The 24,204-nt window shown below is 68.8% G+C and carries 14 protein-coding genes; 6 read left to right on the top strand and 8 right to left on the bottom strand.

The window, feature by feature from the left end; genetic code table 11:
* Positions 1-142 precede the first annotated feature (142 nt).
* Entirely contained in the window at positions 143-1,651 is a 1,509-nt protein-coding gene (locus tag ABT063_RS49840) for a hypothetical protein (protein WP_351068557.1), read from the top strand.
* Positions 1,648-3,012: an AAA domain-containing protein gene (locus ABT063_RS49835; protein WP_351068555.1), complete on the top strand. Its 1,365-nt coding sequence runs from the start codon at positions 1,648-1,650 to the stop codon at positions 3,010-3,012. The genes ABT063_RS49840 and ABT063_RS49835 overlap by 4 nt, the downstream gene beginning before the upstream one ends.
* A 61-nt stretch (positions 3,013-3,073) precedes the next feature.
* Here the strand turns inward: ABT063_RS49835 and ABT063_RS49830 are convergent, their stop codons facing one another.
* The 5 genes from ABT063_RS49830 to ABT063_RS49810 all read right to left on the bottom strand — a co-directional run bounded on the left by ABT063_RS49830 (position 3,074) and on the right by ABT063_RS49810 (position 15,059).
* Entirely contained in the window at positions 3,074-4,249 is a 1,176-nt protein-coding gene (locus ABT063_RS49830) for a hypothetical protein (protein WP_351068553.1), read from the bottom strand.
* The gene (locus ABT063_RS49825; RefSeq protein WP_351068551.1) at positions 4,246-9,510 is read right to left on the bottom strand and encodes an AAA family ATPase; all 5,265 of its coding nucleotides are present in this window, start codon (positions 9,508-9,510) and stop codon (positions 4,246-4,248) included. Before ABT063_RS49825 ends, ABT063_RS49830 begins: the two co-directional genes overlap by 4 nt.
* 239 nt (positions 9,511-9,749) lie before the next feature.
* Positions 9,750-12,473 (bottom strand): TerD family protein, encoded by a 2,724-nt coding sequence (locus ABT063_RS49820; protein ID WP_351068549.1) that lies wholly within the window; start codon positions 12,471-12,473, stop codon positions 9,750-9,752.
* On the bottom strand, positions 12,463-14,529 hold the full coding sequence (locus tag ABT063_RS49815) for a DEAD/DEAH box helicase family protein (RefSeq protein ID WP_351068546.1): 2,067 nt from the start codon (positions 14,527-14,529) through the stop codon (positions 12,463-12,465). The genes ABT063_RS49820 and ABT063_RS49815 overlap by 11 nt, the downstream gene beginning before the upstream one ends.
* On the bottom strand, positions 14,526-15,059 hold the full coding sequence (locus ABT063_RS49810; protein WP_351068545.1) for a hypothetical protein: 534 nt from the start codon (positions 15,057-15,059) through the stop codon (positions 14,526-14,528). The genes ABT063_RS49815 and ABT063_RS49810 overlap by 4 nt, the downstream gene beginning before the upstream one ends.
* A 562-nt stretch (positions 15,060-15,621) precedes the next feature.
* On the opposite strand from ABT063_RS49810, the gene ABT063_RS49805 reads away from it, so the two are divergent.
* The 4 genes from ABT063_RS49805 (at position 15,622) to ABT063_RS49790 (ending at position 20,667) form a co-directional block, all read left to right on the top strand.
* Positions 15,622-15,885, top strand: a complete 264-nt coding sequence (locus ABT063_RS49805) for a hypothetical protein (RefSeq protein WP_351068542.1) — start codon at positions 15,622-15,624, stop codon at positions 15,883-15,885.
* Between the two features lies 1 nt (position 15,886).
* Positions 15,887-16,846: a hypothetical protein gene (locus ABT063_RS49800; RefSeq protein WP_351068540.1), complete on the top strand. Its 960-nt coding sequence runs from the start codon at positions 15,887-15,889 to the stop codon at positions 16,844-16,846.
* 485 nt (positions 16,847-17,331) lie between these two features.
* A complete protein-coding gene (locus tag ABT063_RS49795; protein WP_351068538.1) occupies positions 17,332-20,046 on the top strand; it encodes a DnaB-like helicase C-terminal domain-containing protein in 2,715 nt (904 codons plus the stop codon).
* Complete coding sequence (locus tag ABT063_RS49790) at positions 20,047-20,667, top strand: hypothetical protein (protein ID WP_351068536.1); 621 nt, start codon at positions 20,047-20,049, stop codon at positions 20,665-20,667.
* 409 nt (positions 20,668-21,076) lie between these two features.
* Here ABT063_RS49790 and ABT063_RS49785 read toward each other — a convergent pair whose 3' ends face one another.
* The 3 genes from ABT063_RS49785 to ABT063_RS49775 form a co-directional block, all read right to left on the bottom strand.
* Positions 21,077-21,895 carry a hypothetical protein gene (locus tag ABT063_RS49785; RefSeq protein ID WP_351068533.1) on the bottom strand — a complete coding sequence of 273 codons (819 nt, stop codon included), beginning with the start codon at positions 21,893-21,895 and terminating at the stop codon, positions 21,077-21,079.
* 68 nt (positions 21,896-21,963) lie between these two features.
* A complete protein-coding gene (locus ABT063_RS49780; protein WP_351068531.1) occupies positions 21,964-22,104 on the bottom strand; it encodes a hypothetical protein in 141 nt (46 codons plus the stop codon).
* The gene (locus ABT063_RS49775) at positions 22,101-23,087 is read right to left on the bottom strand and encodes a hypothetical protein (RefSeq protein WP_351068529.1); all 987 of its coding nucleotides are present in this window, start codon (positions 23,085-23,087) and stop codon (positions 22,101-22,103) included. Before ABT063_RS49775 ends, ABT063_RS49780 begins: the two co-directional genes overlap by 4 nt.
* Between the last annotated feature and the right edge of the window lie 1,117 nt (positions 23,088-24,204).

The following is a 24,204-nucleotide window of genomic DNA, read 5'->3' as shown; positions in this document are numbered from 1 at the left end:
ACGTCGGCCTACTCGATGACCAGAAGTCGATCACTCGGGAAGGTACGCCCTTCGCGTCCAGCCCGAGGCCGATCCACAGGTCATGAGCATTGCTCTTGCGCCATGCACAGCGCATGTACGCAGAACTCCAGACAGACACCGCATGAGCCTGCTCACCTCACTACTGCGGATGCGCGCCGCCCACACCGGCAACGCCCTTCCCACCAGCCAACTGCGCCACCTCCACCTCAGCGACCAGCCGCTGATGCTGCTCGCGCTGAAGCAGACCGGCCCCGCCGCACGACCCCTGGCGGCCATGGTGGGCAATGACCCGTACCGCCCACAGCTCCTGGTCGCGCCGCCCTCAGGAAGCACCGCACCCATGCTCGCCGCCCTGGCAGACACCGTCATCGCACACATCACCAACTGCCAGCGCTACAGCGAACATCTGCCCGCCCGCAACAACAGGCCACCACTCCAGCGCTACACCGACGCCCCTCAGATCCTCGTCCCCAACCCCCAAACAGTGCACCACCTGAAAGTCCTTGGAGACGACCTGAGATTCCGCAGCGTCGACCGTGAGGACGCCGACTCCCAATCCATTCAGTGCCTGGGACACTGGCTCACCTACCTCAGCGACCGTGCCGACCTTCCCGGCTCAGCTGCCCTTATCCCCCTGACCCGCTTCCTCGGCATGCACTGGGCCACCGGCCAGAGCCCTCTCGAGGACGACGACCTCGCCACCCTGCTGGCCTGGATTGACCCACCCCGCCATACAGCCTCGGGACGCGACGCCGCACTCAAGGCAGAGGACTCAGCCCCCCGCCGCCTGGCAGGTCCAGCCACCGACCCCGCCTTCGACAACGACCATCTGGCGCCCCTGTTCAACGCCCACGCCCGTGCACGGGCCCAAGGACGAGACCAGTCCCGCCCTCTGGCAGAACTCGAACGCTTACTGGCCGCATACATGCAACCCACCTGGGACCTGATGTGGCACGCCTACGCACTGCTGCAGGCCCTCCCCGAAGCCAAGGGCAGCACCCGCCGCTGGGACCACGAACGCACCGCATTCACCAAGGAATGCATCTACCTGGCCCAAGACGGGCGTCCTCGGCCAGCCCGCGACCAAGCCGTCGCCGCCGCTGTCCGCCTGACTGTCATGGAACATGCAGCCGCAGCCTTTGCGGCAGAGCGCGCCGCCGACGACCCCTTCGTACGAGCAGAACTGCGCACCACCGGCGCAGCCTTCGGCGGAACCGTCACCGCCGTCGACTCGCAGCACACCCTTCGCGGGCCCACCGGACGGCCACAATGGCGACCCCGGCTCACCGTGTCCACCACGGACCAGTTGCGCATGGAACCCGGCCAGCTCCTGGCCTGCCACGCCTACCGCAGGGCCGGTTACAAGATCTGCGAGATCACTTTCTCCGACGGCGACACTCTCGTCGAACTCGAGATCACCGCGGGCATGGGCCACGCCGACCGTCCCAACTACGACGTCCTGCCCGAAGCCGGTGCCTTCCTCGTGTTCACGGTCGCACCGGACCCCTACCGGATGCCGGAACTTCCCTCACGGGACCAGACACCATGGACCCACGGCGGCCCTCCCGCTGACCATCCGGACCACAGCAACGAGGACGAGGACAAGGGCGAGGGCGAGGAAGAACAGTGACATCTCCCATCCAGCCATCGCCGCAGCAGCAGATGGACCAGGCCGCCCGCGCCATCCTGGAGCAGCTGCCCACGCTCACCCACCGCGGAATCGTCGTGGACTCCCCGCCAGGCGCCGGAAAATCCACCCTGGTCGCCCGAGCCGCCGACGCCCTCGCGCAGTCCAGCGCCCCCTGCGCCGTCATTGCCCAGACCAACAGCCAGGTCGACCATCTCGTGCGGCGATTCGCCCGGCACCACCCGCATCTGCGCACCGCCCGGCTCACCGCAACGGAACACACAGTCCCGCACGACCTGCAGGCACATCCCGGCGTCCGTATCGGCACCCGCATCGAAGCCCTAGAAAAGACGGCCGACGTCATCGTGGGAACTGCCATGAAATGGGCCACGGTCACTGACCGCCGATGGCCATGGGCGATCATTGACGAGGCCTACCAGATGCGCTCCGACATGCTTTTGTGGAACGCCAGCCTCTTTGACCGGGCACTCTTCGTCGGAGATCCCGGTCAACTCGACCCCTTCTCCGCGGTCGCAACCGACCGCTTTCAAGGCCTGTCCCATGACCCCATGAACAGCGCGGTCGCCGTCGTGCTCGCCAACAACCGCGACTTGCCCGTTCACTCCCTGCCCGTGTCCTGGCGCCTGCCGCCCTCAGCTGTCCCCCTGATCAGCGACGCCTTCTACCCCTTCACGCCCTTTCACGCCGGAAGCCGTGCAGCTGACCGCACCCTCACGTTCTCCATCCGCGGCATGCGTACCCCCAGCGACGAGGTCATCGAACACGCCGCCCGAACCGGATGGGCACTGTTCGAACTGCCGGCCCGCATCACCGGCCCGCACGACATCGAAGCTTTTCAGGCCGCCCTCGGGATCGCAGAGCGGCTGCTGGTCCGCCAGGCCGTCACCACCTGCGAGGAAATTCCCGAAGGCCACGTCCTGCTGCCCGGTGACATTGCCATCGGCACCGCCCACCGCAGCCAGGCCCACCACATCCGCGCTCTTCTGGCACGCCAGTACCGCCAACTGCACGGCATCACCGTCGATACCGCCAACCGACTCCAAGGCTGTGAATTCCGCGTCACCATCGTCCTGCATCCCCTCTCCGGGCGCGGCGACGCCTCCGCCTTCCACCTGGAAGCCGGCCGCCTGTGCGTCCTCACCTCACGACACCGCCACGCCTGCATCGTCGTGGCCCGTGCCGGCATCACCGAACTCCTCGATGCCCACCCCTCCAACGACCCTGTGCACCCCGGAGCTGCCTCCAAGGTTGCCGATGGCTGGGAGGCCAACCACGCCGTCCTCGCTCACCTGGCCGAGCACACCGTCGACGCCCAGGCACAGCCTGGCCGCCGCCGCGGATGAGCTGGCCGCGGCACGCCCGCCACATGAAGGCGGGTTGATGGGAGCGTCGTCGGCGGGGCCCTCAGTCCTCGTCGTCGAGGGTGTCGTCAGCTGACATGTGGTGGACACTGACGCCGGCTCGGCAGCGGGCGGCGCCGATCATGTGGTGCAGCCGGGCGAACAGATCGGGCCGGATGAGCAGATCAGCTCCCGCGACCGCGGGCAGGAGCGGTTCGTAGTTTCCGTCGTGGACGAGGTGACCGTGCCACTGGCGGCAGATCAGTGCCTCACCGGTGGCGTCGCTGAGGCTGAACCCGCAGATGCCCTCTGTGGGTTCAAGTCCGAGTGCGGCCACGACGCTGGCCGCAGGTGCGAGTACGTAGAGGGGCAGGCCGAGGCCGCTCAGGGTTCGAGGGCGAGGCGTATCGATCAGGCCGGTGACTCCAGCGTCGGTGAGGGCCGTCAAGGCCTGGTCTGCGGTGCTGATGTGCTCGGCTGCTGACTCGGTCGTAAGGCCGAGTCCCAGGCGCCGCCACGGGCTGGTCCACAGCTGCCAGGGGGCCTGGGAGGCGGGCAGCGTGCCGGGGGGCGGGTCGTCGTCGAGGGCTTCCAGACCAACGGCGATCTGCAGTTGGCGAGCGGGCTGACCCGGGTACCGGCGTGCAGGAGTGCGCTGCCGCTCGAACAAGCCGATCTGTACCCAGCCCTCGTGTGGTCCTTCACCCACGCGAGCAAAGGCCATGGCGTTTTCCGGCAGGGACCGCAGGCCCGCGACCGAAGCGAAGCCGGAAGGCGGCCAGGGCTCATCCGTTTGTTGGCCGTCACCGAACCAGGGTGCTGGATCGAGCGACCACACCAGCGCCTCGGGCCGAGTCAGAGGGCGGGGAATGCGGGCGAGTTCGCCACGCAGGGCCGCGCGGGGGTCATCGCGCAGTCGCGCGGCCGCGCCGCGTTCGAAATTCTGGGCGTTGCCGAGATGTCCCGCTTGGGCAAGCGCGGCACGCAGGCCGGCGGCAGCGCGCTGCAGGGAGTCTTCGGCGGCGGCCTGGTCGGCGAGGTAGGCGTCGGGAAGCTGGCTGCGGCGTCCATTGGTCAGAAGATCCAGCTGTGTGCCCATCAGCGTCTCGACGTGGGGGAGAGCATCGACCACGAGGTCGATGACGGTCTCGCGCAGCCCGGCCGGACTGCCGGCGGCGTCGAGACGGTCGCCCAGGAAGTGGTCGGCGAGGTGGGTCGCGAACTCTCGAGGGTTGTTCATGCGCTGTCCTCGGAGGAGGAGAGAGCGGCGGCGATGGCGCGTGCGAGTGTCGGATGTGCTGCCGTTGCCGCAGGTGCGGGCGCCTGATGACCGGCGCGGGCCAGGATGGCGGAGGCATCCGCACGGACGGACAGCTTGTCACTGCCGCACAGCGTGACAAGCTGTTCGAGGAGTGCGGCATCCAAGGGTCCGTCGGGCAGGTGGCTTTGTAGGACGGTCAGGAGCCAGGTCAGGGGGCCGGCTCCGAGGTCGAAGGAGAGGATGCGCGCCAGGGCTGCCTGTGCCTGATCGGAACGGCTGGCCAGCAGAATCGTCGCTGCGATCAGGGCGCGGCGCTTGTCGCCGCGTTCGGGCAGGGCAACCGTGGCCAACGCAAGTTCGCACAGCGCGATGTCGATGTCGTGCTGGTTCGCCTGCTCCGGCACCGGGTGGTAGGCCCCCTGACCGAGACGGGCACGGCCCGGCAGACGGTGGGCGATGACGCCATACGCCGCATCCCAACAGGCGAATGCGCTGACAGCCGGGGGCGAAGCAAGCGGAGGTTGAACAGCGAACGCCGAGACCAGGGCCAGGCTGACACCGATAGTGCGGCTGTAAGAGGCCTCGGCCACGGCGTGGGCCACCTGGTCTGCGAGGTTGCGGGCTGCGGTGGCCGGGTCCGCGGAGTGCGCCTGCTGCCACAGATCCAGCCGGTCATTGCCGCCGAAGGAACGCCATCCGCTAGCGCCTCGCATCTTGGTGTAGGCGAGCATGCCCGCCGTAGCGGCGAGCGGGCCGAAGACACCAGGATCGCTGTCCTGGCGCAAGCGGAGCCCCACGGCGAGGTCGGCCAGTAGCTCAAGAGGGTTGGAGGCGTTCATCTCGTCGGCGATCCGGTGCAGGAACTGGGTGGCTGACTCTGTTCCCTGACCGTCGATGATTTCCAAAAGTCGCCACCCGACCGCATTGGCCAGGGCATCCTTCGACCACCGTGGGCCCGAGGGGGCGTCGTATGCCTTGCTGCTGCGGTCCCGGACAGCGGCAAGCGCGCCAGCAACACCTTCTGGCAGCGTCGGGCGCTGCTGGGCGTGCAGATACGCGTCTATGGTGGGGCGCTTCTCGGTGCCGAACCAGTCACGTGAGGTGTTGTTGGGCACGGGGCGGGGCGCCCAGGGCGAGCCGCCCTCACCGTCACAACGCTGTGCTGCTGTGCGCAGCGCAGAAGTGGGCTTGTCCCCGGCAGCCTGCGATGCGGCGATCAGTGTCTGGTCGTCGTAGGTGGAAGTGATCGCATTGGCCAGCACCGGCAGGAGACGCGATGCGCGGGCCGCGTCGTCGCCGGGCAGGTCAGCAAGCCTTGTGAGTAGAGCAACGTCCTGCTGGATGCTGCGGCCATCGGGTCCAGCGGCGATGCGGAGCGCGGCCAGGACGACGGGGTCGGCCGTGTCAGCCTGCGTGGCGAGCAGCTGCTGGTGGGCCGCGCCGACCCGGCCATCGGGCAGCCCGGGCTCGGCCAGCAGCACCTGGGCGCCCAACTGCGCGGCACCCCGCGGATCCAGGCGCGCAAGGAAACGCCACCATTCCTGCGGCGTTCCCGCCGTGCCCCGCCCGTCGGTGCAGTCCGCGACGAGATAGACAAGGGGCTGCGCACGCGCCAGACGCACCTGCGCCTGAACGGGATCGGCCTGCATGAGCTGAGGCAGCGGATCCAGCAGTTCCTCGATGGTGATGTCCTTGTGGCCGCCGTATGCCCCCATGTAGCGGGCGGCACGCTCCCAGCATCGCTGCGCCTCGTGCGGGTCGTCGCAGGCGAGACTCACGCGGGCCATCTCAAGCTCGAAGTCGGCGTCCTCCGCATACAGAGCACGGCGCTCGGCTTGCGCTCCGCGCAGCGTGCGCATGAGCTCGTGCACGACGTTGGACCCTGCCTGACCGACGCTCCCGGCGAGCAGGGACACCAGCTCCGTGGTGATCAATGGACCGGTTCCGGCCATGCCCATGAGAGAGGTGGTGGTGCCCTGGCTGACGGCTTGCAGGGAGGCAATGCCCACGGCGACATCATGGCCGCGCAGCAGGGCGACGGCGTCGTGCAGCACCTGCCGCACCTGCCGGTGGATGTCCGCAAGATCGCAGGCCCGGGGGCTGCCCGTGAACGCGTGTGCATGCTGGGCAAGTTGTTCGAGCGCGACACGCACGGTGGCGGACGCGGTTTCGGCTGTGAGGATGCCCGCCTCGATGTCGCGGTGCAGGCCGACGGTGGCAAGGGTGAAGCGCAGCCAGGCACGGTAGAAGCCAACGCCGTCCAGGAGGGGGAGCAGTCGGGCGGGCGCCTGCGGATCGGCGGCATGGGCCACGGCCAGCAGTGTCAGCCACCTGTTCACCGGGCCGGACAGGCCACTGGCACGATCGGTCAGTACATCCTGTGTTGCTTTTGCGAGAACCGCGGCGATGTCCCCGGAAAAGAGCTCCTCGGCAAGGTCTGACACTGCCACGCCATGGCGGAGCAGGCGCCGCGGATCGCACGGCCCGCTGGCCCAGGCCGCGGTGGCCAGCGCGCGGGCAGACGGCAGCGCGCCGCCCGCCGTGCCATGGGCGTCCGCAAGGTGCAGCAAAAGGGCCGCGCGCCGGTCGGGCTGCTCGATGAGCTCCGCGCTCTCGAGCAACGGCTCTGGACCCAGACAGTCCAACAGCACACCCAGCGCATCCTCAGGCGACGTCAGAGCCTCCTGGTCGAGGAACCGGGCCACCCGCTGCGCGAGCGTACGCGGGACCTGCCCGAGCTCGACATCGTCAGCAGCCCGGGCCGGCAACCGGATCCGTCCGCGCAACTCCGCCAGGAACACCGACTCATCGCTCTCGGATCCGTAGTGGACACGCTCATCCTTGCGTGCCTCGTCCCAGGCCGTCAGGTACGCCTCCCACGGGGCGGCACAGCCGGCCCGGTCGACCGCCGCACACAGCTGCAGGCCCCACCGCGCCGCCATCGTGGTCACACCCTCGTACATCAGGCTTGCCGCCACGCGGTCGGCTCCCACCAGCGCCACCAGCACATCCGCATACGGCACCAGGGAACCCGGCAGGCCTTCGTCCTCATACGTCGCCCGCGCCCGGCTCAGTTCGACGCAGCGCACCAGTGTGGGCCAGTCGTTGCGGACCGCCGCACGCCGCGCGGCAACGGTCAGAGTGTGGACGATGGCCTGAGGAGGCTGCAGCCCGGCAATCGCGCGGGAGAGGAAATCGGGTTCGATTAGCAGAGCGAGTTCGTCATCGCGCCCCAGAGCGGCCAGCAGTTCGGGCAGGTGCCGGAACGCGCGGGGATCGGTGAAGAAGCCCCGCTGGGACAACCAATCGGCCGCCCGGGACCGGACCTGATCGACCCACCCGTCGTCACCGTCGACCCGGCGGATGAAGCGGCTGAAGCTCTCATGATGGATCTTCAGTCCGCCGATACCCGGCTGCTGCGCGACGATCGGTGCCACACTGGTCAGCGCGGCACCAAGCTGCATTCCGGGCAGCGGGAAAATCTCCTCGAGCTCCGACGCACTCACAGCGAAGTCGCAGACCGCGAGCATGCTGACAGCAGAACGCTGCCCGGGGGTCAGACCGGCCAGCAGATAAGCGTAGTAGTCGTCGAGGTCATGCGCCGACGACGGCACCGCCCGCAACCTCTCCAGAGGATCGCCGGCACCATCCGGCGCCAGCGCCGCTCCCAGGCCCGGGGCAGGACCAACGGCCTGCCGGCACAAATACGTGGCGTACAGGGCGTTGCCTCGAGAGCGCTCCTCGATCAGTGCGACCGCGGCCTCCGCCCGCGCAGCGGGATCGAGCCCCTCACCGGCAGAGGAGGACGCCAAGGCCGTCAACACGCCCAGGCGGTCCGCCAGAGCATGCAGTTCGGCGCGGTTGAGCGGGGCAACGGTGAGACGGGAGGCACCGTCGTCGACGGCCTCGAGGTGAGGGCCGGGCTGACTGGCCAGGACGAGCACGACACCGGGCGGCAGTTCCAGGGCGCAGAGGTCCGCGACCAGAGAGGCCGCCGGGTCCACCCGCGGACGAAAGGCGCTGCCGGTGGTGGATCCAAGAACCCGGCTGACATGGTCGATACCGTCCACGATCAGCGCGATCGGCCGGTCCGGTGCCAGGCCGCGCGCGGCAGTGACCGCGGCCGTGAGCGTCTCCGGCGTGGCCGCGTAGCGTGGCCTGACCTGCGCCAGCGCCTCCGGAACGGCCGTCCCCAGCTGCTTCAGCAGGCTGCCGATCACGACCTCGGTCAGCACACGCTGCTCACGGTCGATGTCCGCAGCGCCGAGCCAGCAGTGATGCCGCACCGCCAGCCAGGTCTCCCGCAGCGCATCCCCGAGCTGCTCGCACAACCACGACTTGCCGATGCCGGGAGCACCGGTGACCACCACGACACCCCCCTGCTGAGCAGCGTCCTTCACAGCCGCGACCACGCCCGTGAGTACCGTAGGGCGTCTCACCTCGGTGGCACGGTCCACGGGGTGCCCCTCACGGACCGCTCCGAAGTCGACTTCCAGACTCAGACGAGGAAGCAGGTCCTCGACTATCACGGTCCCCGCCCGGCTGCGCGCCGCTTTGGCCGCCTCGATCAGGGCCAGCGCCACCTCCTCGGGCGTGCGGTGCCGGTTCGGCGGCCGTCCGGCACCGAGTTCTTCGGTGATGCGGTGCAGCAAGGCCGCCTCGGCTGGCCCGGGCTCGCGAATGTTGAGCGAACACGCCGGAAGATCCGTGTCGACGACCAGGGATGCGCAAGCGCGGGTGAGCAGGTCATCACTGACCTGGGCGAGCATCTCCTTCCACGGAGCGTGTGCACGCAGCGCAGCGGCGTCGAAACGGAACCGTTTGCTGCTCAAGCCGTGCAGTGCAGGCCCGGGATCGGTGCTCGCGTGGACCGGGCGCAGCACCCGGGTCAGCTCGGGATCCTCCGGCTCCATGTCGCGCACCACGAGGCGATGCGAGGCACCCGGATCCGAGGTGAAGTCGTGGTCCATGGAGGAGAAGAGCAGATCCAGGCGTAGGCCTCGCTTGTCCTTCGTGAAACTCTCCAGCGACAACGCGCGGTCATGATCCGTGTGCTTGATCTGCAGCCGCTCGCGGCTGCCGGTGCCCCACTCGCACGTGATGTCATCAAATCGGTCCCCGGTGAACATCTTCGTGTCGACCAGCAGGGAATTCGCACGTCCCACCGCCAGGTCCACCAGCCGCAGCGCGGTGAGCAGGTCTTGGTAAGCGTAGCCAAGGTGTGTCGGGCGCAGCCCCATGCTCACCTCCAGCGTGCCTTGCTCACTTAGCACCCCCCATGGTGCGCGTCGCAGTCACCCTAACCTCCCTGACGTACCGGGACGGAACGGAAACCCAAGGGGAGAACGTGTGCGCAAGATCCAGCTGGCCCGGGAACACCAGGAAGGGTGGGCACCAGCAGCGGCTCTCGCACGCGAGATCGACGGCGGCGGCCGCACTTACCTGGTCGTCGACAGCTTCGCGTACCAGACAGGGGGCGTCAGGCTTCGACGTCGATGCCGTAGTCGGTGGCCAGGCCCGCCAGCCCGGTGTCGTAGCCCTGCCCGACAGCACGGGCCTTCCATCCGGTCGTGTGGCGATAGAGCTCCACCGCGATGGTGACGGTCTCACCCGAGGAGAAGGGGTCAGGTGTGAAGGCCAGTCGGGTGCGGGAGGGCTGGGTGATGTCTGCTTGCCAGAGGGTGTGCTGGTCGAAGACTGCGGCGGGTTGGGCCTCGAGGTCGATGCTTACGATGACGGCGATGGTTGCGATGTCGTCAGGGATGAGGCCCAGGTCGGCGGTGACGGTATCCCCGCCGACGCTGACCCCGTCGTGACTGGGGTGGTTGTAGAAGACGAGGTCGTGGTCGCTGCGTACCTTGCCGTTGCGGGTGAGGAGTACAGCGGACACGTCAACGGGTGCGCCGGTGGCGGTGATGCGGACCATGGTCGGCTCGGTGCGGATGGCCGCGTTGGCTCCCTTCGTCAACAGGCGCCGAGTGCCGCCTTCCTCGGTGGGAGGCGGCGGGTTGGTGGGGGAGTGGGGTGTGGCCGAGGGCGGGCTGGTACGGGTGAGCGTGGCGAGAACGCGCTGGAGGATGGGCCAGCCCTCGGTTTCCTCGCCGGGCCAGGGCCAGGTCAGACGCTGGGCGCCGAACTCCTTGGCGGTCGGCGGCTGCCCGAGTGCTTCCTGCAGCTGGAGGTAGCGCAGGCTCTCAGTGGCCAGGCGGCTGAGCTGCCACTGCCGTTGGGTTTCTTCCGGGCTGTTCATCCAGGTGTCGTGGTCGACGGGCTTGCCCCCCAGCTCCTGGTACACCCGGCGGGCGAAGTCGTAGCCGTCCTCAGTCAGTAGGCGGGTAGGCCGCTCCTGTTGGGATGGCGTCGGCTCGCCGATGGCCGTGTACAGCGCCCCCAGGTCGCCGCCCGTCCAGTGGTTGGCTGCCGTGGTCGCGAACCGGGCGAACTGAGGCAGCGTGGGGGGACGCCCCTTGGCGGCGACGAAGCGGTGATGCTGGTGGGCGACCTCCTCCAACTCGGAGCGCCAGCGGCCCTCCACGAAGGCACCGAGATACTGCTCGGCCCAGGCCCGCCGGTGCCGTGTGATGAGGTCCCGTACCCGCTCGAAGCCCTCCCGGCGGGCGCCGTGACTCATGCTGGAGGTGAACGTCACCTGCCCGTATGGGGTCTCGACCGTACTGTCCTCGCTGTCCGTGATCTCCTCCTCCGGCCCCAGGAGTTGTTCGGCGGCTTGCAGTTCGCGGAAGAAGGCGGTGTCGACCGGGCATTCGGCCGCGCGCAGGGCGGCCAGCGGCTTGCTGTAGTAGCGGTCGACACGGTCCAAGGTGGTGCGGGAGTAGGGGCCTTCGCACACGAACCAGGCGGTCAGGCCCACGCCATGCCAGAACTCGGCCGCGGGACCGAGGGCTTCGGCCACGGTCTGGTGCGGGCGCGGGTTGCTGACGATGCTGCCGGGATACCGCGCAAGCGTCACCGTCTCCCACAGCCGCCCCACCCGTTCCAGGACATCGGCGGGCAGACGCTGCCGGTACAACTGAGGGGTGTACCCCTGCTCGGTCCGGTTCAGACTCATCAGATCCTGATCGACCAGCCCCCACAACGACGGCATTCCCCGTGACTGGCCGGCATGCGCCTGGTCGAAGCCCGCCCACCAGCCGCGCAGGGCCGCAGCCCGCTCCTCCACCGGAGACAGAGAACTGCCGCCGCCGAGGAAGGCCGCGAGCATCGCATGGACCTCGTCCTCCGCGATGCCCGCCTCGGCAGCCATGCCAGCCGTCTGCGTGGCCATGCCGACGTACAGACGAGGCTCGGGCAGAGCGGTGATGATCTCCTCATCCGGGTGCGGGGGAGCCTGAAGGTAACCCAGCACAGCCAGCCAGTCACCCCCGAAGTACGCGGAGACGACCGGCTGCAGCTCTTTGGTGAGCACCCGGCGCGCCAGGGCTGTTCCCGTCCTGGCCTTCTTGGCGAAACCAGCCATCAGCCCTTGCAACCGCTGGATCCGGTGACGTGCGGCAAGCTGCACGAGGTCGGCGGCGGCAAGGGTGTCCAGCAAACGAAGGCGGGCCTGCTGCTGCCCCGCACGGTCCAGCTGGTGCCAGCCGCCGCCGAAGCGGAAGGCTTCCAGCGCGCTCTCGTCGATGCCCAGCAGCCGGTAACGCTCCTCGATGGCTGTCCAGAACCGCTGCTGTTCCGTGCGCGGGAAGATCTCTCCTGCCGCCCGCAGCCGGATGGGCTGAAGCAGTGTCTCGAACAGCGGCACCAGCAGCGCCCACAGCAACACCGCGTCCCAGTCCTCCACCGCGGTGAGACGGGCGGTGTCATCGGCGGCCAGCGTCAGAGCGTGGCCAGGGCGTTCCCGCAGCAGATACGGCAGATTGACTGCCCCTGCCTTGACCGAGAGTTTCTGGGGCAGGTACCACGCGCCGAGCCGCTGCTGCTCCTGGACCCCGAAGGCGTGGGCGCAGAGCACTTCCTCTTCCCGGGTGAGGGCCGTCACCTTGGCGGTGTCCGGCGTGTGGCGTCCTCGGCCGGGGACGACGGTGGCCACCGGCCGTCCGGCGAGCCCTGCGGCCAGCAGTCTGGCCGCCAGGGCGTCGATGTCGGCGAACCGTTGCTGCTGCCCGGCCGCCCGCTCCAGGGCGAGCGCCTGCTCGGGACTGCATTCCAGAGCCGGCTGCCACCAGCGTGTCGGGTCACTGGCCACCGGTCAGCCTCCGCATGGTTTCGACGAACTGCTCAAACGGCACCGGGGCAGCGGTGTTCTGCGCATAGACGGCGTAGCGCTGGGCCATCAGCTGCATTTCCCGCTCCCTTCTTCGGGCCTCCACACGGTCCAGCTCGTGCACCACGCGCTGCTCGACGCGTCCCCGCTCGTACAGCACGAACGCGTCCACCCCGCCCAGACCCCCGCCGGCCCCCTCCGCGGCGCCGCCGGGGCCGGGGAGATCCCCTTCCATGGTGGTGGCGTCGATCAGCGGGACATCCAGGAGCACAGCGGGATCCATGTCGTTGTCCGCGCACATGGCCTCCAGATGCTCCTCCAGGCCGAGTTCGGCATGGCAGACCACGTCCAGGTACTGCTGGCCGGCAGCCACCGCGGTCTGGCGCAGGACGCGGACACCGCGGCCGACGAACTGGTAGAACTCGCCGAAGCTGCCATAGGGGCGCAGCGGCACGACCACGGTGATGGGCGGGAAGTCGTAGCCCTGGCCGAGCATCCGCAGCTGCACGATGCCCTGCAGATCCCCGGCGTCGGACTCGAAGCGCCGCCGGATGGAGGCGATCGCGGAGGCGGGCATGCTGTGGTGCAGCGTGGCACTGGGGATCCCGTACTCCTCGGCGATCCGCGCGATCTGTTCAGCATGCGCCTGGCCCATCGCCGCGAACAGCACCCTCGGCTTGACTGGCGCCAGCAGCTTGGCCTGCGCATCCAGACACGCCCGCGTCACGGCCATCACCTGGCGGATCGGCGCTTCGGACTGTGCGGTGATGCGTGCCAACTTCCGCTCGTCGCCCAGCGCGGCCAGCAAAGCATCACGGCCCACGATCTGCTCGCGCCGCCCGTCCGGCCACACCGCCTCATACACCGTCGACGCCACCTCGGGAGCGAACCGGTGCACCCGCAGGTTCTTCGCCGACCCGTCCGCGACGGAGTCGACCAGCCGGTAGCGGTAGACGACATCGGCGTCGATCGGCTTGCCGTCCAAACGCTGGAAGCACGCCGACATCAGCAGTGTGCGCGCACCCTGGAAGTGGGCAAACAGCCGCTGGTAGGAGGCGCTGGCCGCGATGTGCGCCTCGTCGACGACGATGAAGTCGATGTCCTCCGTCTCCAGCTTGGCCAGCAGGTCCCCGTCACTGTCGCCCGTGCCCAGCGCATGGAAGTTGGTGACCAGGATGTCCGCGTCCAGAAGCCGCTCACGGCTGACCTGGCTGATCTGCCCGTCGTCCGCGTCCAGGACGAGCGTGGCCGGCGGACGGGCACCGGGCAGCAGCGGCCCGCCCGCCAGCCCATACAGGACGTTGCCCGGTATCCCCGGATCAAGGGCCTTGGCGAAGGTGCCGCGGATGACCGAGCCCGGGGTCACCACCAGCGCCCGCCGTCGACTAAACGACAACGCGGCCGCCACCCCCAAGGCCGTCTTGCCCGACCCCACCGCCATCACCGCAGCCGCATGCCGGCCACCGGAGGCGTAGTAGTTCGCCAACGCGGCCAACGCCTCGTCCTGGCACGCCCGCAGCGGCGCCCGGTCCACCCTGGCCCGCACACCGGCGAAGTACGCCCCGCCTGAAGGCAGTTCGGCACCGCCAGGCGGATCGGCCGCCCGCATCGGATCGCCGGCCATGTCCGGGATCCCGATGCGCGGCACGGCAGTCACCAGCGGCGCCAGGAGCGGATCCTGCCTCAGCATCGCCTGCAACTGGGCCACACAGCGCGCCGTGTCCGTACGCACCGCATCGTAGGAGAACCGCAGCACCGTCAGGCCGGTCGCGGCCAGATCGTTCTGTCGCAGCCGGTCGTAGGTGAACGCGGCCCGGTCACTGTGGAAAGCGAACCCGTCGAGCTCGACGGCCAACTGCAGCGCCTCACCCGCGATCAGGTAGTCCAGCCGGTAAGCGCGCTCGTTGACGGTGACCGGGTGCTGACTGCGGACCCGCGCAACGATCGACGCGTCCACGGCCGGCGTGAGCACCCACCGCAAGAACGCCTCCTCCAAGTAGGAGGCAGCCGGGATCAGTCGCTCCAGACCCGCAATCATGACGATCCACCCTGTGCCGCAGCCTCGGCAACCAGCGCCTGGGATTTCTCCGACAGCCGGGCCGCCACATCCTCGCCCTGCCCGAAACGGGCCAACCGCCGCGCCAGCTCAAGTGCTTCCGCGAAGGCGCCCTCGCGCTCCAGCAGGCCGATCAACCGTGGCACCGACGACACCCGCACAAACGCCGCCGGAGCATCAGTGGTGTCGAAGGACACCGCGTGCGGGATTGCTTCCATCAACTCCAGGTCCAGCAGGGCGAACACCTCAAGCGCGGCGAGGGCCCCCGGCTCCGCACGACGTGTACTCCACAGCCGATCGACCGCGCTCTGCAGAACAAAGTGGTAGTCCCTGGCCGAGCCCGGAAGCTCCAGCGCCTCCCAGACACGGGCGATCAGCTCAGCGCCGCGCGCGTCGAACGGCACATGCCGGCTGGCCGGTGTCGCAGACGTACTCCCCTCGGCGGTCGGCCACATCGGCGAGCCGTACGACTCGTCCGGACGAACCCCTGCGCCCGGCAGCGCCTCCCGCATGACACCCGGGCTCCCGGCAAAGGCAAGGCCAGGGACAGCCGCCATGCGCTCAAACCACGCCCCCACGTTCCCCCTTCACACAAAGAGGCCTGCACCCTCACCTACGGCGAGGTCGCCCCACCCGCCCCCTGCGGTACTTCATTGTCGCAGCCACACACTCTCTGCACCCCGAAAGCGGATATGTACTCCGCTCTCCGTCACCCACCCCGGCCGACTGCTGCCGACCAAAGAACGGGAACCAGACGCCCTTGTCGCCCACTCGAACTCGTGTCCGGAGTCGGGAATTTCGCTTCACACACCTCTCGGCCAGCTGCACCAGGGACGATGCAGGCCCTGGACGGTTTCGGGTCAACCCGATTTTCCCGGTGGCCTGGCCAGGGACGAACGACGTACCTGCGTTTCACGACGGTGAACACGTCAGCCTGAACGGGCGCCGATCAGGCTGGCCTTGAGAGCGTCTGCGAGGGAACCTTGAGGCATCGACGGCGGGATACGCCTCGCACCAGTCCCTTCCCGAATCACCGGGGTTGGGTGCCTCACCCCTACCTTCCTGGAGCTGTTCATGTCCGCCCTTCCCCTGCCCGCCGCCAGCCCCGCGCCGCCGGCGTTCTGCGCCAGCCACCTCCCTGCTTGCACCCAGCCGAGTCGGCTGGGCATCCCCGAGGTCGTGGTCATCCTCGTGGTCGTCCTGGCATCGGCCGGACTGGCCGCCGGCAACCGGCCCGTCCCGGCCGCGCTGGTCGTGGTGGCCGCCGCAGTGGCCGACCTGATCACCGGCCGCCGCTCCAGCGACGTCGCCAAGCCCTTCCGCCGCCGCACCCGGTGACATGGGTCGCCCCACCAAACCTGTCGCCGCCGGCACCAGCCCCCGGCTGCGGGCCCTGGCCGTCTACCTGCGCCAGCTCAAGGACGACACCCGTACCACCTACGCCACCCTGTCCGAGCGCACCGGCCCACCGGGCGCGCCCGGGTACCGCGGAGCCTCCACCCTCAGCCAGGCCGCCCGCGGCACCCACCTGCCCCCGCTCGAGACCGTCCTCGCCTACGCCCGCGCTGCCGGCGACCCCGGCAGCCACTCCACGCAGCGGCGGGAAGCGACAGCCCTGAGCCTGTGGAAGGCAGCCGCGATCGAGAAGGCCCGCCCGCACCTGGTTGGCCGCGGCCGACGGACCCGGCAGGTCCGCACCCCCGCCTCCCTGGGCCGGGAACTGACGCGGCTGCGCCTGAGGGCCGGCCGGCCCTCTTACAGTGCCATCGAGAAGGCGACCAAAGCCGACGGGCACCGTGTACCGCGTTCGACAGCCCACCTGATCCTCATCGGGAAGGTCCTGCCCGGCCGAGAGCAGCTGTCCGCGCTCCTGAAAGCCTTCGGCGTGAGCGTCGTGGACGCCGCACAGTGGCACGCGGTCCTCGATCGCATCGAGGACCGCCGGCGACCGCCCGAGCCGCCCCGGCGAGGCAGAGGGTCGTGCGCGGACGCCGACCCGGCCGTGCAGGAGTACCTCGAACGCCGCGAGCGCGACCAGGAGATCAAGCGCCGTACCGGGCAGATCCATCCGGACGAGACGTACGAAGACTACGAGGAACGGATGCGCGAGAGGGCGTTCCAGCAGCAGTCCTCGGACATCTGGCTGTATGAGGACTACGACGAACCCGAGGGCGACGACGAGCCGGAGGACGGGGCCCGGAGGCAAGCATGGGCCGGTGAGCAGGCCGCCTTCCGAGCCCAGCTGAAGGCCTTGGCAGAGCGCGCCACCCCCACGGGACAGGTTGCCGATCACGCCTGACAGCTCTACCGTCCTGCCGTCTTCCGCCCATCGCCACCGATCCTCCCGGGCAGGATCGGGCGTGATCACCCGCGACTCCCCCCGGCGGGCGTTACATAACCCCGGCCAATGTTATGTACCGTCAGCTAGACTAGGTGGCAGCGTTACATTTTTGGCGGTCCGGTCGTTCCGCACCTACCGGCGGACGCTGCCGAGCCGACTGCCCGACCTTCCCCTCACAACCCGCTTGCCGCTTCTGCCCTTGGAGTCCCCGGGTGTCCTCCTCGCGTTCATCCCACACCGCCGGTGAGGCGTCTTCCGGCGCTGTCGTGCCGGACAACCTCGCCCACACTGCCCCGCCCGCAGCTTCAACGGAGCCGTCCGGCCAGGCTCCGCGCTGGGCGGGCAACTGGCCCCTGAGTTTCCCGACACCCCCCACCCCATCCGCAGCCGCCAAGACAGCCTCCGAAGACGCTGGCCGACGACACGGCGAGGACAGTCAACTCGTGTCAGCTGAAGGCCCGTTGGACGAGCCGGGAACAACCTCCACCGCCCCTGACGCGGACACACCACATGCCCTGGCGCGTACCGGCCCGGCGACGCTGCACGAGGCCCGCAGCACGCTCAAGCAGCTGATCAACGCCGCCATCCAAGGGCACCCCACCCCCCTGACGCGTGGCCCGCACCATGCACTGCTCACCACCCCCGCCCACGCAACCGAACTGGGCTGGGACCTCATCCAAGCCCCCACCCACAGCTTCGCGGACGCCCGCAAAAAGCTCGGAGATCTGATCCAGTACGGCGCCGAGGGCCACCCTCAGGTGCTGTGCCGCCACAGGACCCCCGTCGCCGTCCTGCTCGCCGCAGCTATGGACGGCACCCCCACTCCGCCTGCACCTCAAGCCGAGCCCGTACCCGGCACAGCGGCTCCGGCTGCACCAGCAGCCCCGAACTCCGCCACCACACCCCCTGAGGGCCGGCATACAGCCCAGAACCCCCTCCCGACCACAGCAGCCGAAGCCGAGGCCGCCAACGGTCTCGCGCCCGCGCCGACAGCTCCTCCAGCCGAAGCAGCCGCCACGCCCTCGGAACCACAGCCGGAACCGGTGCCAGCAGCCCAAGACACGCCTGCACCTGCCCACTCGGCCCCGCCCGAGCCAGGCCCACCGCCCTCCATTCCCGCGATGCCCGGTACCGGCCACGAGACCGCCGTCCCGGCCAGCGGCCCTCCGGTCATCACTGCGCCGCGTACTCCGCGGCGCCTGGCCGCACTCGCCCAGGCTCTGGACACCGTCCTCCCGACCACCGTCCCCACCGGTGAAACCACCACACCCACACCACTGATGGGCTTGTCGACCGGCATCCGCGCCCTGGACGACGTTCTTGGCGGTTTCCAGCCCGGCCGCTTCTATCTCATCGCCGCCGCCCCGGGCGCCGGATCCAGCCTGATCGCCACCGCCGCCGCACGCACCAGCGCCCTCGACCAGCACCAACCCGTCCTGTACGCCGCCTCCGGACTCACCCGCGCCGACATCGCCGCACGCATCGTCGCCGCGCACCTGCCCGTCGACTACCGCCGCCTGCGAGCCGGCCGCCTCACCCGCACCGAACAGGACGACACCGCAGCCCTCCACCACCACCTGGCCCAAGCCCCGCTCTACATCGACGACGGCACCGACCTGACCACCGACGCGATCGCCGAGAGCGTCCCGGACCTGCCCGGCCTGGCCCTCGTCGTGGTCGACCGCCTCCAGACCACCGAAGACCCCCGGCTGCCGCTGTCCGGCCCCACCCAGATCACCGACGCTGCCCAGGCCCTCGCCCACCTGGCCCGCACTCACGAACTCCCCGTCCTCGCAGCCGTCGACACCGACGACCCCCACCTCATCGCCGCGCTCAGCCTGGACATCACCATCACCCTGACCCGCGACGCCGACCAGATCCACGCCACCGTCACCGAACGCGACCTCGGCCCGCAGGCCACCCTCACCCTCCACGCCGACCTCGCCCACGCCCGCATCACCGATCCCACCCACCCCTACGCCAGCCCCACCACCCACACCCCCGCACCGCCCACACCCCCGGCCGCGACCCCGCACGCCCCGGCACAGGCCCCGCAGGCGCCTCTCCAGGCCCCCACCAGCCCATCCATGGACCCCACGCCCACCCAGCCTGCCCCGGCGGCCCGCACCGCCGCCGCACCCAGGCCATCGCCCCGCCGCCCCGCACCGGCCCAGGGCGGCTACGCCAATCGGGACTACAGCTACTTCACCGGCATGATCACCCACGCCGTCGAAGAAGCCCTCCACGACCACGACGGCGACATCACCACCGCAACCGAAGCCCTGGTGAAAAAGGCCGTACCGAACGCCATGGCCCTGTTCGAAGCGACCCGCGTCGGCGGGAACTACGAGCACACCGTCTATCCGGAAACCCTCGAATTCCTCCGGAAGAAAACCAAGGACGGCGCCGACGAAATCTGGGAAGGCCGCCACAACTGGACCAACACCCACCTCACGGAAGCCCTCCAAAACGGCAGCCACCCCCCGATCACCGTCAACGCCCTCGACACCAACGCCAGCTTCCTGTCCGCCTTCAAGACCCACCTGCCCATCGGTGCCCTGATCCACGACCCCCACGGCGGCTTTGACCCCAAACGCTCCGGCATCTACCGCCTCCCCGCCCGCCCTATCTGGCACCACCCTGACCTGCCCGACCCGATCGGCAACCGTCGCGAAGACGGCCCCGTCCTCCTCGACGACGCCACCATCCGCCTCCTCATCCGCTGCGCCCGCCTCGGCCTGTGCGAGCCCCCGCACATCACCGAATGCTGGACCTCCGGCGCCAGCGAAGGCCTCCTGGAAAAATTCCGCCGCGTCCTCACCGAGGCCCGCACAAAAGCCATCGAAAACGACGACACAGTGACCGTCGAATACATCAAATCCATGTACTCGAAATTCACCTCCACCATCGGAGAATCAAGCGTCAACCGCGACATCCGCCGACCCGACTGGATGCACATCATCCGCTCCCAGGCATTCGCCAACCTCTGGTACAAATCCCACCGCGCCCATACCAACGGCCTCACCGTCATCCGCGTCCGCGGCACCGACGAACTCCACGTGACCGGCGACTGGCGCACCGTCTTCACCGAAGGCCGCCTCACCACCCAGATGAAACAAAAAGACCAGTACCCCCTGCCGAGGAAGAGCGCCCGATAGATGTCGACCGACGGATGGAAAAACTTCGGCAACTACGGCGCACACCGCGACCCCGGAAACGTCCACGGAAAAATCGCCCTCGCCCGCGCCCTCGAAGACGCCCTCGAACGCATGATCATCGACGGCGGAATCAAATCCCCAGTCGACACCCGCCGCGGCCTGAAAGCCCGCATGCGCTACCTCACCACCACCAAAGGCGGCCCCCAAGCCCTGGCCGACGCCGGTATCCACGCCACCCCCACAACGATCCGCGCCTGGACCCGCGGCACCCAGCGCCCGCGCCCCGCCAACCTCGAAGCGATCGACACCGCCTACTGGAACCTGCGAGCCCACAACGTGCTCGCCAACCCCGGCGCCCTCAAACAGCACCTCAACCGAGGCGGCCGCGGCACCCGCATCGAGATCCACCCCGTCAACCAGACCGCCGTCGACGAACCACGCCGCCGTAGCAACCTGAGGATCCAGCACCGGCAAGTCCGCTACATCTGGGACGACGCCGTCGACGCCCTCGTCGCCAACGACCTGAACACCCTGGAAGACCTCTGGGACGACGTCATCGCCGAACTCGACTCCGACTGGGGCGCCTACACCTACGTCTCCTACATCGGCATCGGCGCCTGACACGACCGCCAGCGGCCAACCCTTCCCGCCGCCGACACCGGCAGACAGACCGACGTCCCACCGCCCCGTTCCTCGACCGCACCTATCCGTGTGCCTGGTTCATCGCACGAACCCCCAGAACGGGTATCAGCACCTCCAAGATCTTTCGAGCTATGAGGACGCCGAGACGAGAAAACGACCGATGACGACATGGTCGAGGACGACTAAAGGCCGACTACTGAGGGGGGCGCCAGCCGACGGCCTCCTCAGCCTGCGCAAGAACCCCGCCGACGACGGAGAGGAGGCACCCCTTGTCCTCACCGCAGTGCCGGGTCCACTCATCCGGGCCCTGCCTTCACCGGCAGCAGCACCCGACCGCGGAGTGTTCGCAGTACCCGACGTTGCTGCGGCCGTCGATGCCTCGGATGGCCTACATCATCTCCCGCAGCCCGGCCCGGCGTTCGTGTTCGGCGGCGAGCCGTTTGACCTTGCGGCGTACGCGTTCACCAAGGCCTCCTGGGTTGTCAGCGCCGGTGGCAGCGGCTGCCTCGGCCCAGGTGGCGCCTTCCTCCGCAGCGAACGCGAAGACCACCTGCTGCTCCGCCGCATTCAGGCGGCGGAGCACGGAGTTGAGCCGCTGGTCTTCGAACACACCACCTGCGGTGTGGGTCAGCAAGTCGGTGTGGACGCAGACCAGATCGTGCAGCGACAGGCCGCCCAGGTCGGCGTCGAGGGACAGTACGCGGCCGTGCCGGGTGCGCCGTCGCCACAGCGGCACGAGTTGCCGATGCAGCGTGCGGGCCTCAGCTTTGAGCGCACCGAGGGCGGTAGCGGGCAGATGCCCGGTGGACAGCAGGCCGGCGCACCATGATGAGCCGATCACCGCGGTAGAGATGGCTTCGCGCCACCGGGCGCTGGACGGCACAGCCAAAACCTTGGTAGCGAAGGCGTCCACGAGCTCTGGCTGGTTGTCCAGAGCCGCGGCCGTCGGATCGTCGAAGAGCGCGGCTGCTGCCGTTCGGGTGCGCAGGCGGAGAGCCTGCACCAGGCCGGGCGCCCGCCCGTCGTCGTGGGGCGGACGAGAGACCGCGCTGCTCAGAGCAGCGCCTCGGTTCATCAGTTGGACGCCGTCGGCAGCAGGGAAGACGAACTGGAGCGAGCCGCCACCATCTTCCGGGGAGGCATCGAGCGGGGCCTGGTCACCCAGGAAGACGGCGTAGCCCCTCGGTTCGGCAGACGGGGTGTTCACGGATTGGCCCTTCTTGTCGCGGGAGTGCACTAGGGGGTTCGGAACCCCGGGCGTGAGGCCCTCGCACCTCAGGAGGGTGGGATGTGGTCGGCGGCGGTCTTCGTCTTCCGCCGACGGGCTTTGCGGGTGATCCACGCGATGGCAGTGAGGGTGGCCGCAGCCGCGAGGTCGGCGAGGTACTCGGGGAGTGCGGCCTGTAGGAGGTTCACGGGTTGCTCCGGGTACGGCGCCCGGCATGGGTGTGCTGGCGGCCGAGGCGCCGGAGCTTGCGGCGGAAGTTGTCGGCGTCCCTGACGGACACGCCAGCGAGGTCGGCGAACTCCGTCCAGGTGCTGCCCGGGGCCGCGGTGGCCCATGTCCGTGCGAGGTCCTGCTCGTGCCGGGGCAGCCGGGCGAAGACGGCGGCGGCGCGGTCGCCCTCCGGCTCCCACAGCAGCAGATTCTGGTTCGGGGAGGCGCTGTCAGTGACTAGGTCGAGCAGGGCGCCGCCGGGGGCAGGGTGGTCGAGGGAGAGCAGACGTGCACCGTGGGTCTTGCGCTGGAACAGCGGCTGCAGCTGGCGATGGATGGTGCTGGATTCCTTCTTCAGGTGCTCCAGGCCGGGTTCGGCAACCTCGTCGAGGAGGTGCTCCTCCAGCAGGTCGACCCAGGCACCGATGAGGGCGGTCGAGACCGCCTCGAGCCAGTCCTCATCCGCTCGACGGACGCCGAGCCAAGTGCGGGCGAATTCGGCGACCGTGGGCTTCCACTCGTCCACTGTCCGGCTCTCCAGGACCGCCCGTCGGGCGTTGAGCGCTGCGAAGATCCCCAGACGGGCCCGCTCCCGCTCGCGGGTGTGCGACGACCACTTGACCTGAGCGAGCAGGGTGCGCAGCTGACCGTCGACCCGCCGGACGAGAACGACGTCCGCGCCGTGGCCGGCCTGCTGCGGCCTGGCGGGGACGAGGGAGACCGTCCGGACCCTCTCGGTGATTGCAGGCTCTGGAGCGGGAACTGCCGGAGTCGGCAGAGCGGAAGGGGGGCGAAGCACGAGGTCACCACGCAGTTCCTGGAGCAGCCCCTCCACGCTTCCAGAGGAGTGGACGAGGGCGGCCAGGAACTCTCGAGTCATCGGCACGTGGACGAGGGCGGCCGACGGCCGAGTACTGCAAGAATCCGCCGAGTTCGCGTGACCGTCACCGATGGTGGTCATGGGGCGATGCTCCTTGCTTGATCGGTATGAGCGTTCACCCTTCGGTCCCGGCAGGGCGCTGATCCGGCAAAGAATCGTCGAACATGCCTGTGACCTACATCACAGACCGTGCAGGCGCTCAGTGGACCTGCAGCGGGCCCAAGCCAGCCGACCAGAGATCCACGCCCAGGATGAGTCGTCGCCAGCCCTGTTTCTGTAGCGACGGCCGCAGTGTCCGTCGCACGCACCCGTGGACTTCGCCCCATAGCCACCACGTCACCCAACAGCGAAGCGAGGGAAGCCGACCGCCCCGGAATGGGGGGCGGGGGAGAGGCGGCGATCAGCACGGCAGCTCGAGGCAGAACCACTCGTCCTTCAACAGGCATACCTGCTGCGACCGCAGCCGCCGACGAGGAGACAACTCCCGGACCCTGGAAGCGAGTTCGACGAGAACCTCGGAAACCAACGTCCCGCTGCGCAGCGCTGCGCCTCCCGACCGATAGGGACACCGCGACGGCAAGCTCGGAGCCAACATCAACCTTGGCGGGATACCAATTCCCATGCACGCCTTCCGAGAACCCAAATAAGCCAGCACAAGAAAAGGAACGCGAATGAGGCTCCTCCTAATACTCCGATTTTGCGACACAATAATTTACCTCACACACCCAACCAGAGACAGATAATGTAACGCGAGTGAATAATCCGGAATGCACGGCGTCTTCTTGGCGGGAATTGCAGAATCCTTTTCGGGGAGACTTCTTTTCCATCATTTCAGCTTCTCGGGCGTTTCAAGAGGTCCAGACCTCCCTTCCCAGCACGGAGAGTAGCCGTTACATGATTTATGTACCGAACGTTTGCGCGTTACGTAATGGGTACACTAGGCAATGCAGAGTGGCGCCAGGGCGCTCCAACCAAGTCGGCTCACTAGCCCTAGAGTGCCAAGAAGGTGCAGTTCAGAGGCATACTGGAGCGCGTTGCCCCGAAGCCACAGTTCGTAACGGCGGGCGACCGGGCCGGTACCCATCCCTGTAGCCAGCCTTGTAACGTCGCGGAGCGACGTTACAAATCGTCGCGGAGCGACGTCGCGACGCTCCGTCACGTAGTGACGGCGCGTCATGTCTCCGGAGGAGACGGCGCG

Origin of the sequence: Streptomyces sp. NPDC002838, assembly GCF_040295365.1 — a bacterium.
GTDB lineage: Bacteria > Actinomycetota > Actinomycetes > Streptomycetales > Streptomycetaceae > Streptomyces.
The sequence above is the reverse complement of the archived record's forward strand: the minus strand, read 5'-3'. Positions and strand labels throughout refer to the sequence as shown.

What these genes read in the sequence shown, in the direction of transcription:
- ABT063_RS49815 (WP_351068546.1), bottom strand. Translation starts at nt 14,529, where the DNA reads ATGATTGCGGGTCTGGAGCGACTGATCCCGGCTGCCTCCTACTTGGAG.
- ABT063_RS49800 (WP_351068540.1), top strand. Translation starts at nt 15,887, where the DNA reads ATGGGTCGCCCCACCAAACCTGTCGCCGCCGGCACCAGCCCCCGGCTG.
- ABT063_RS49840 (WP_351068557.1), top strand. Translation starts at nt 143, where the DNA reads ATGAGCCTGCTCACCTCACTACTGCGGATGCGCGCCGCCCACACCGGC.
- ABT063_RS49825 (WP_351068551.1), bottom strand. Translation starts at nt 9,510, where the DNA reads ATGGGGCTGCGCCCGACACACCTTGGCTACGCTTACCAAGACCTGCTC.
- ABT063_RS49830 (WP_351068553.1), bottom strand. Translation starts at nt 4,249, where the DNA reads ATGAACAACCCTCGAGAGTTCGCGACCCACCTCGCCGACCACTTCCTG.
- ABT063_RS49810 (WP_351068545.1), bottom strand. Translation starts at nt 15,059, where the DNA reads ATGCGGGAGGCGCTGCCGGGCGCAGGGGTTCGTCCGGACGAGTCGTAC.
- ABT063_RS49805 (WP_351068542.1), top strand. Translation starts at nt 15,622, where the DNA reads ATGTCCGCCCTTCCCCTGCCCGCCGCCAGCCCCGCGCCGCCGGCGTTC.
- ABT063_RS49790 (WP_351068536.1), top strand. Translation starts at nt 20,047, where the DNA reads ATGTCGACCGACGGATGGAAAAACTTCGGCAACTACGGCGCACACCGC.
- ABT063_RS49775 (WP_351068529.1), bottom strand. Translation starts at nt 23,087, where the DNA reads ATGACCACCATCGGTGACGGTCACGCGAACTCGGCGGATTCTTGCAGT.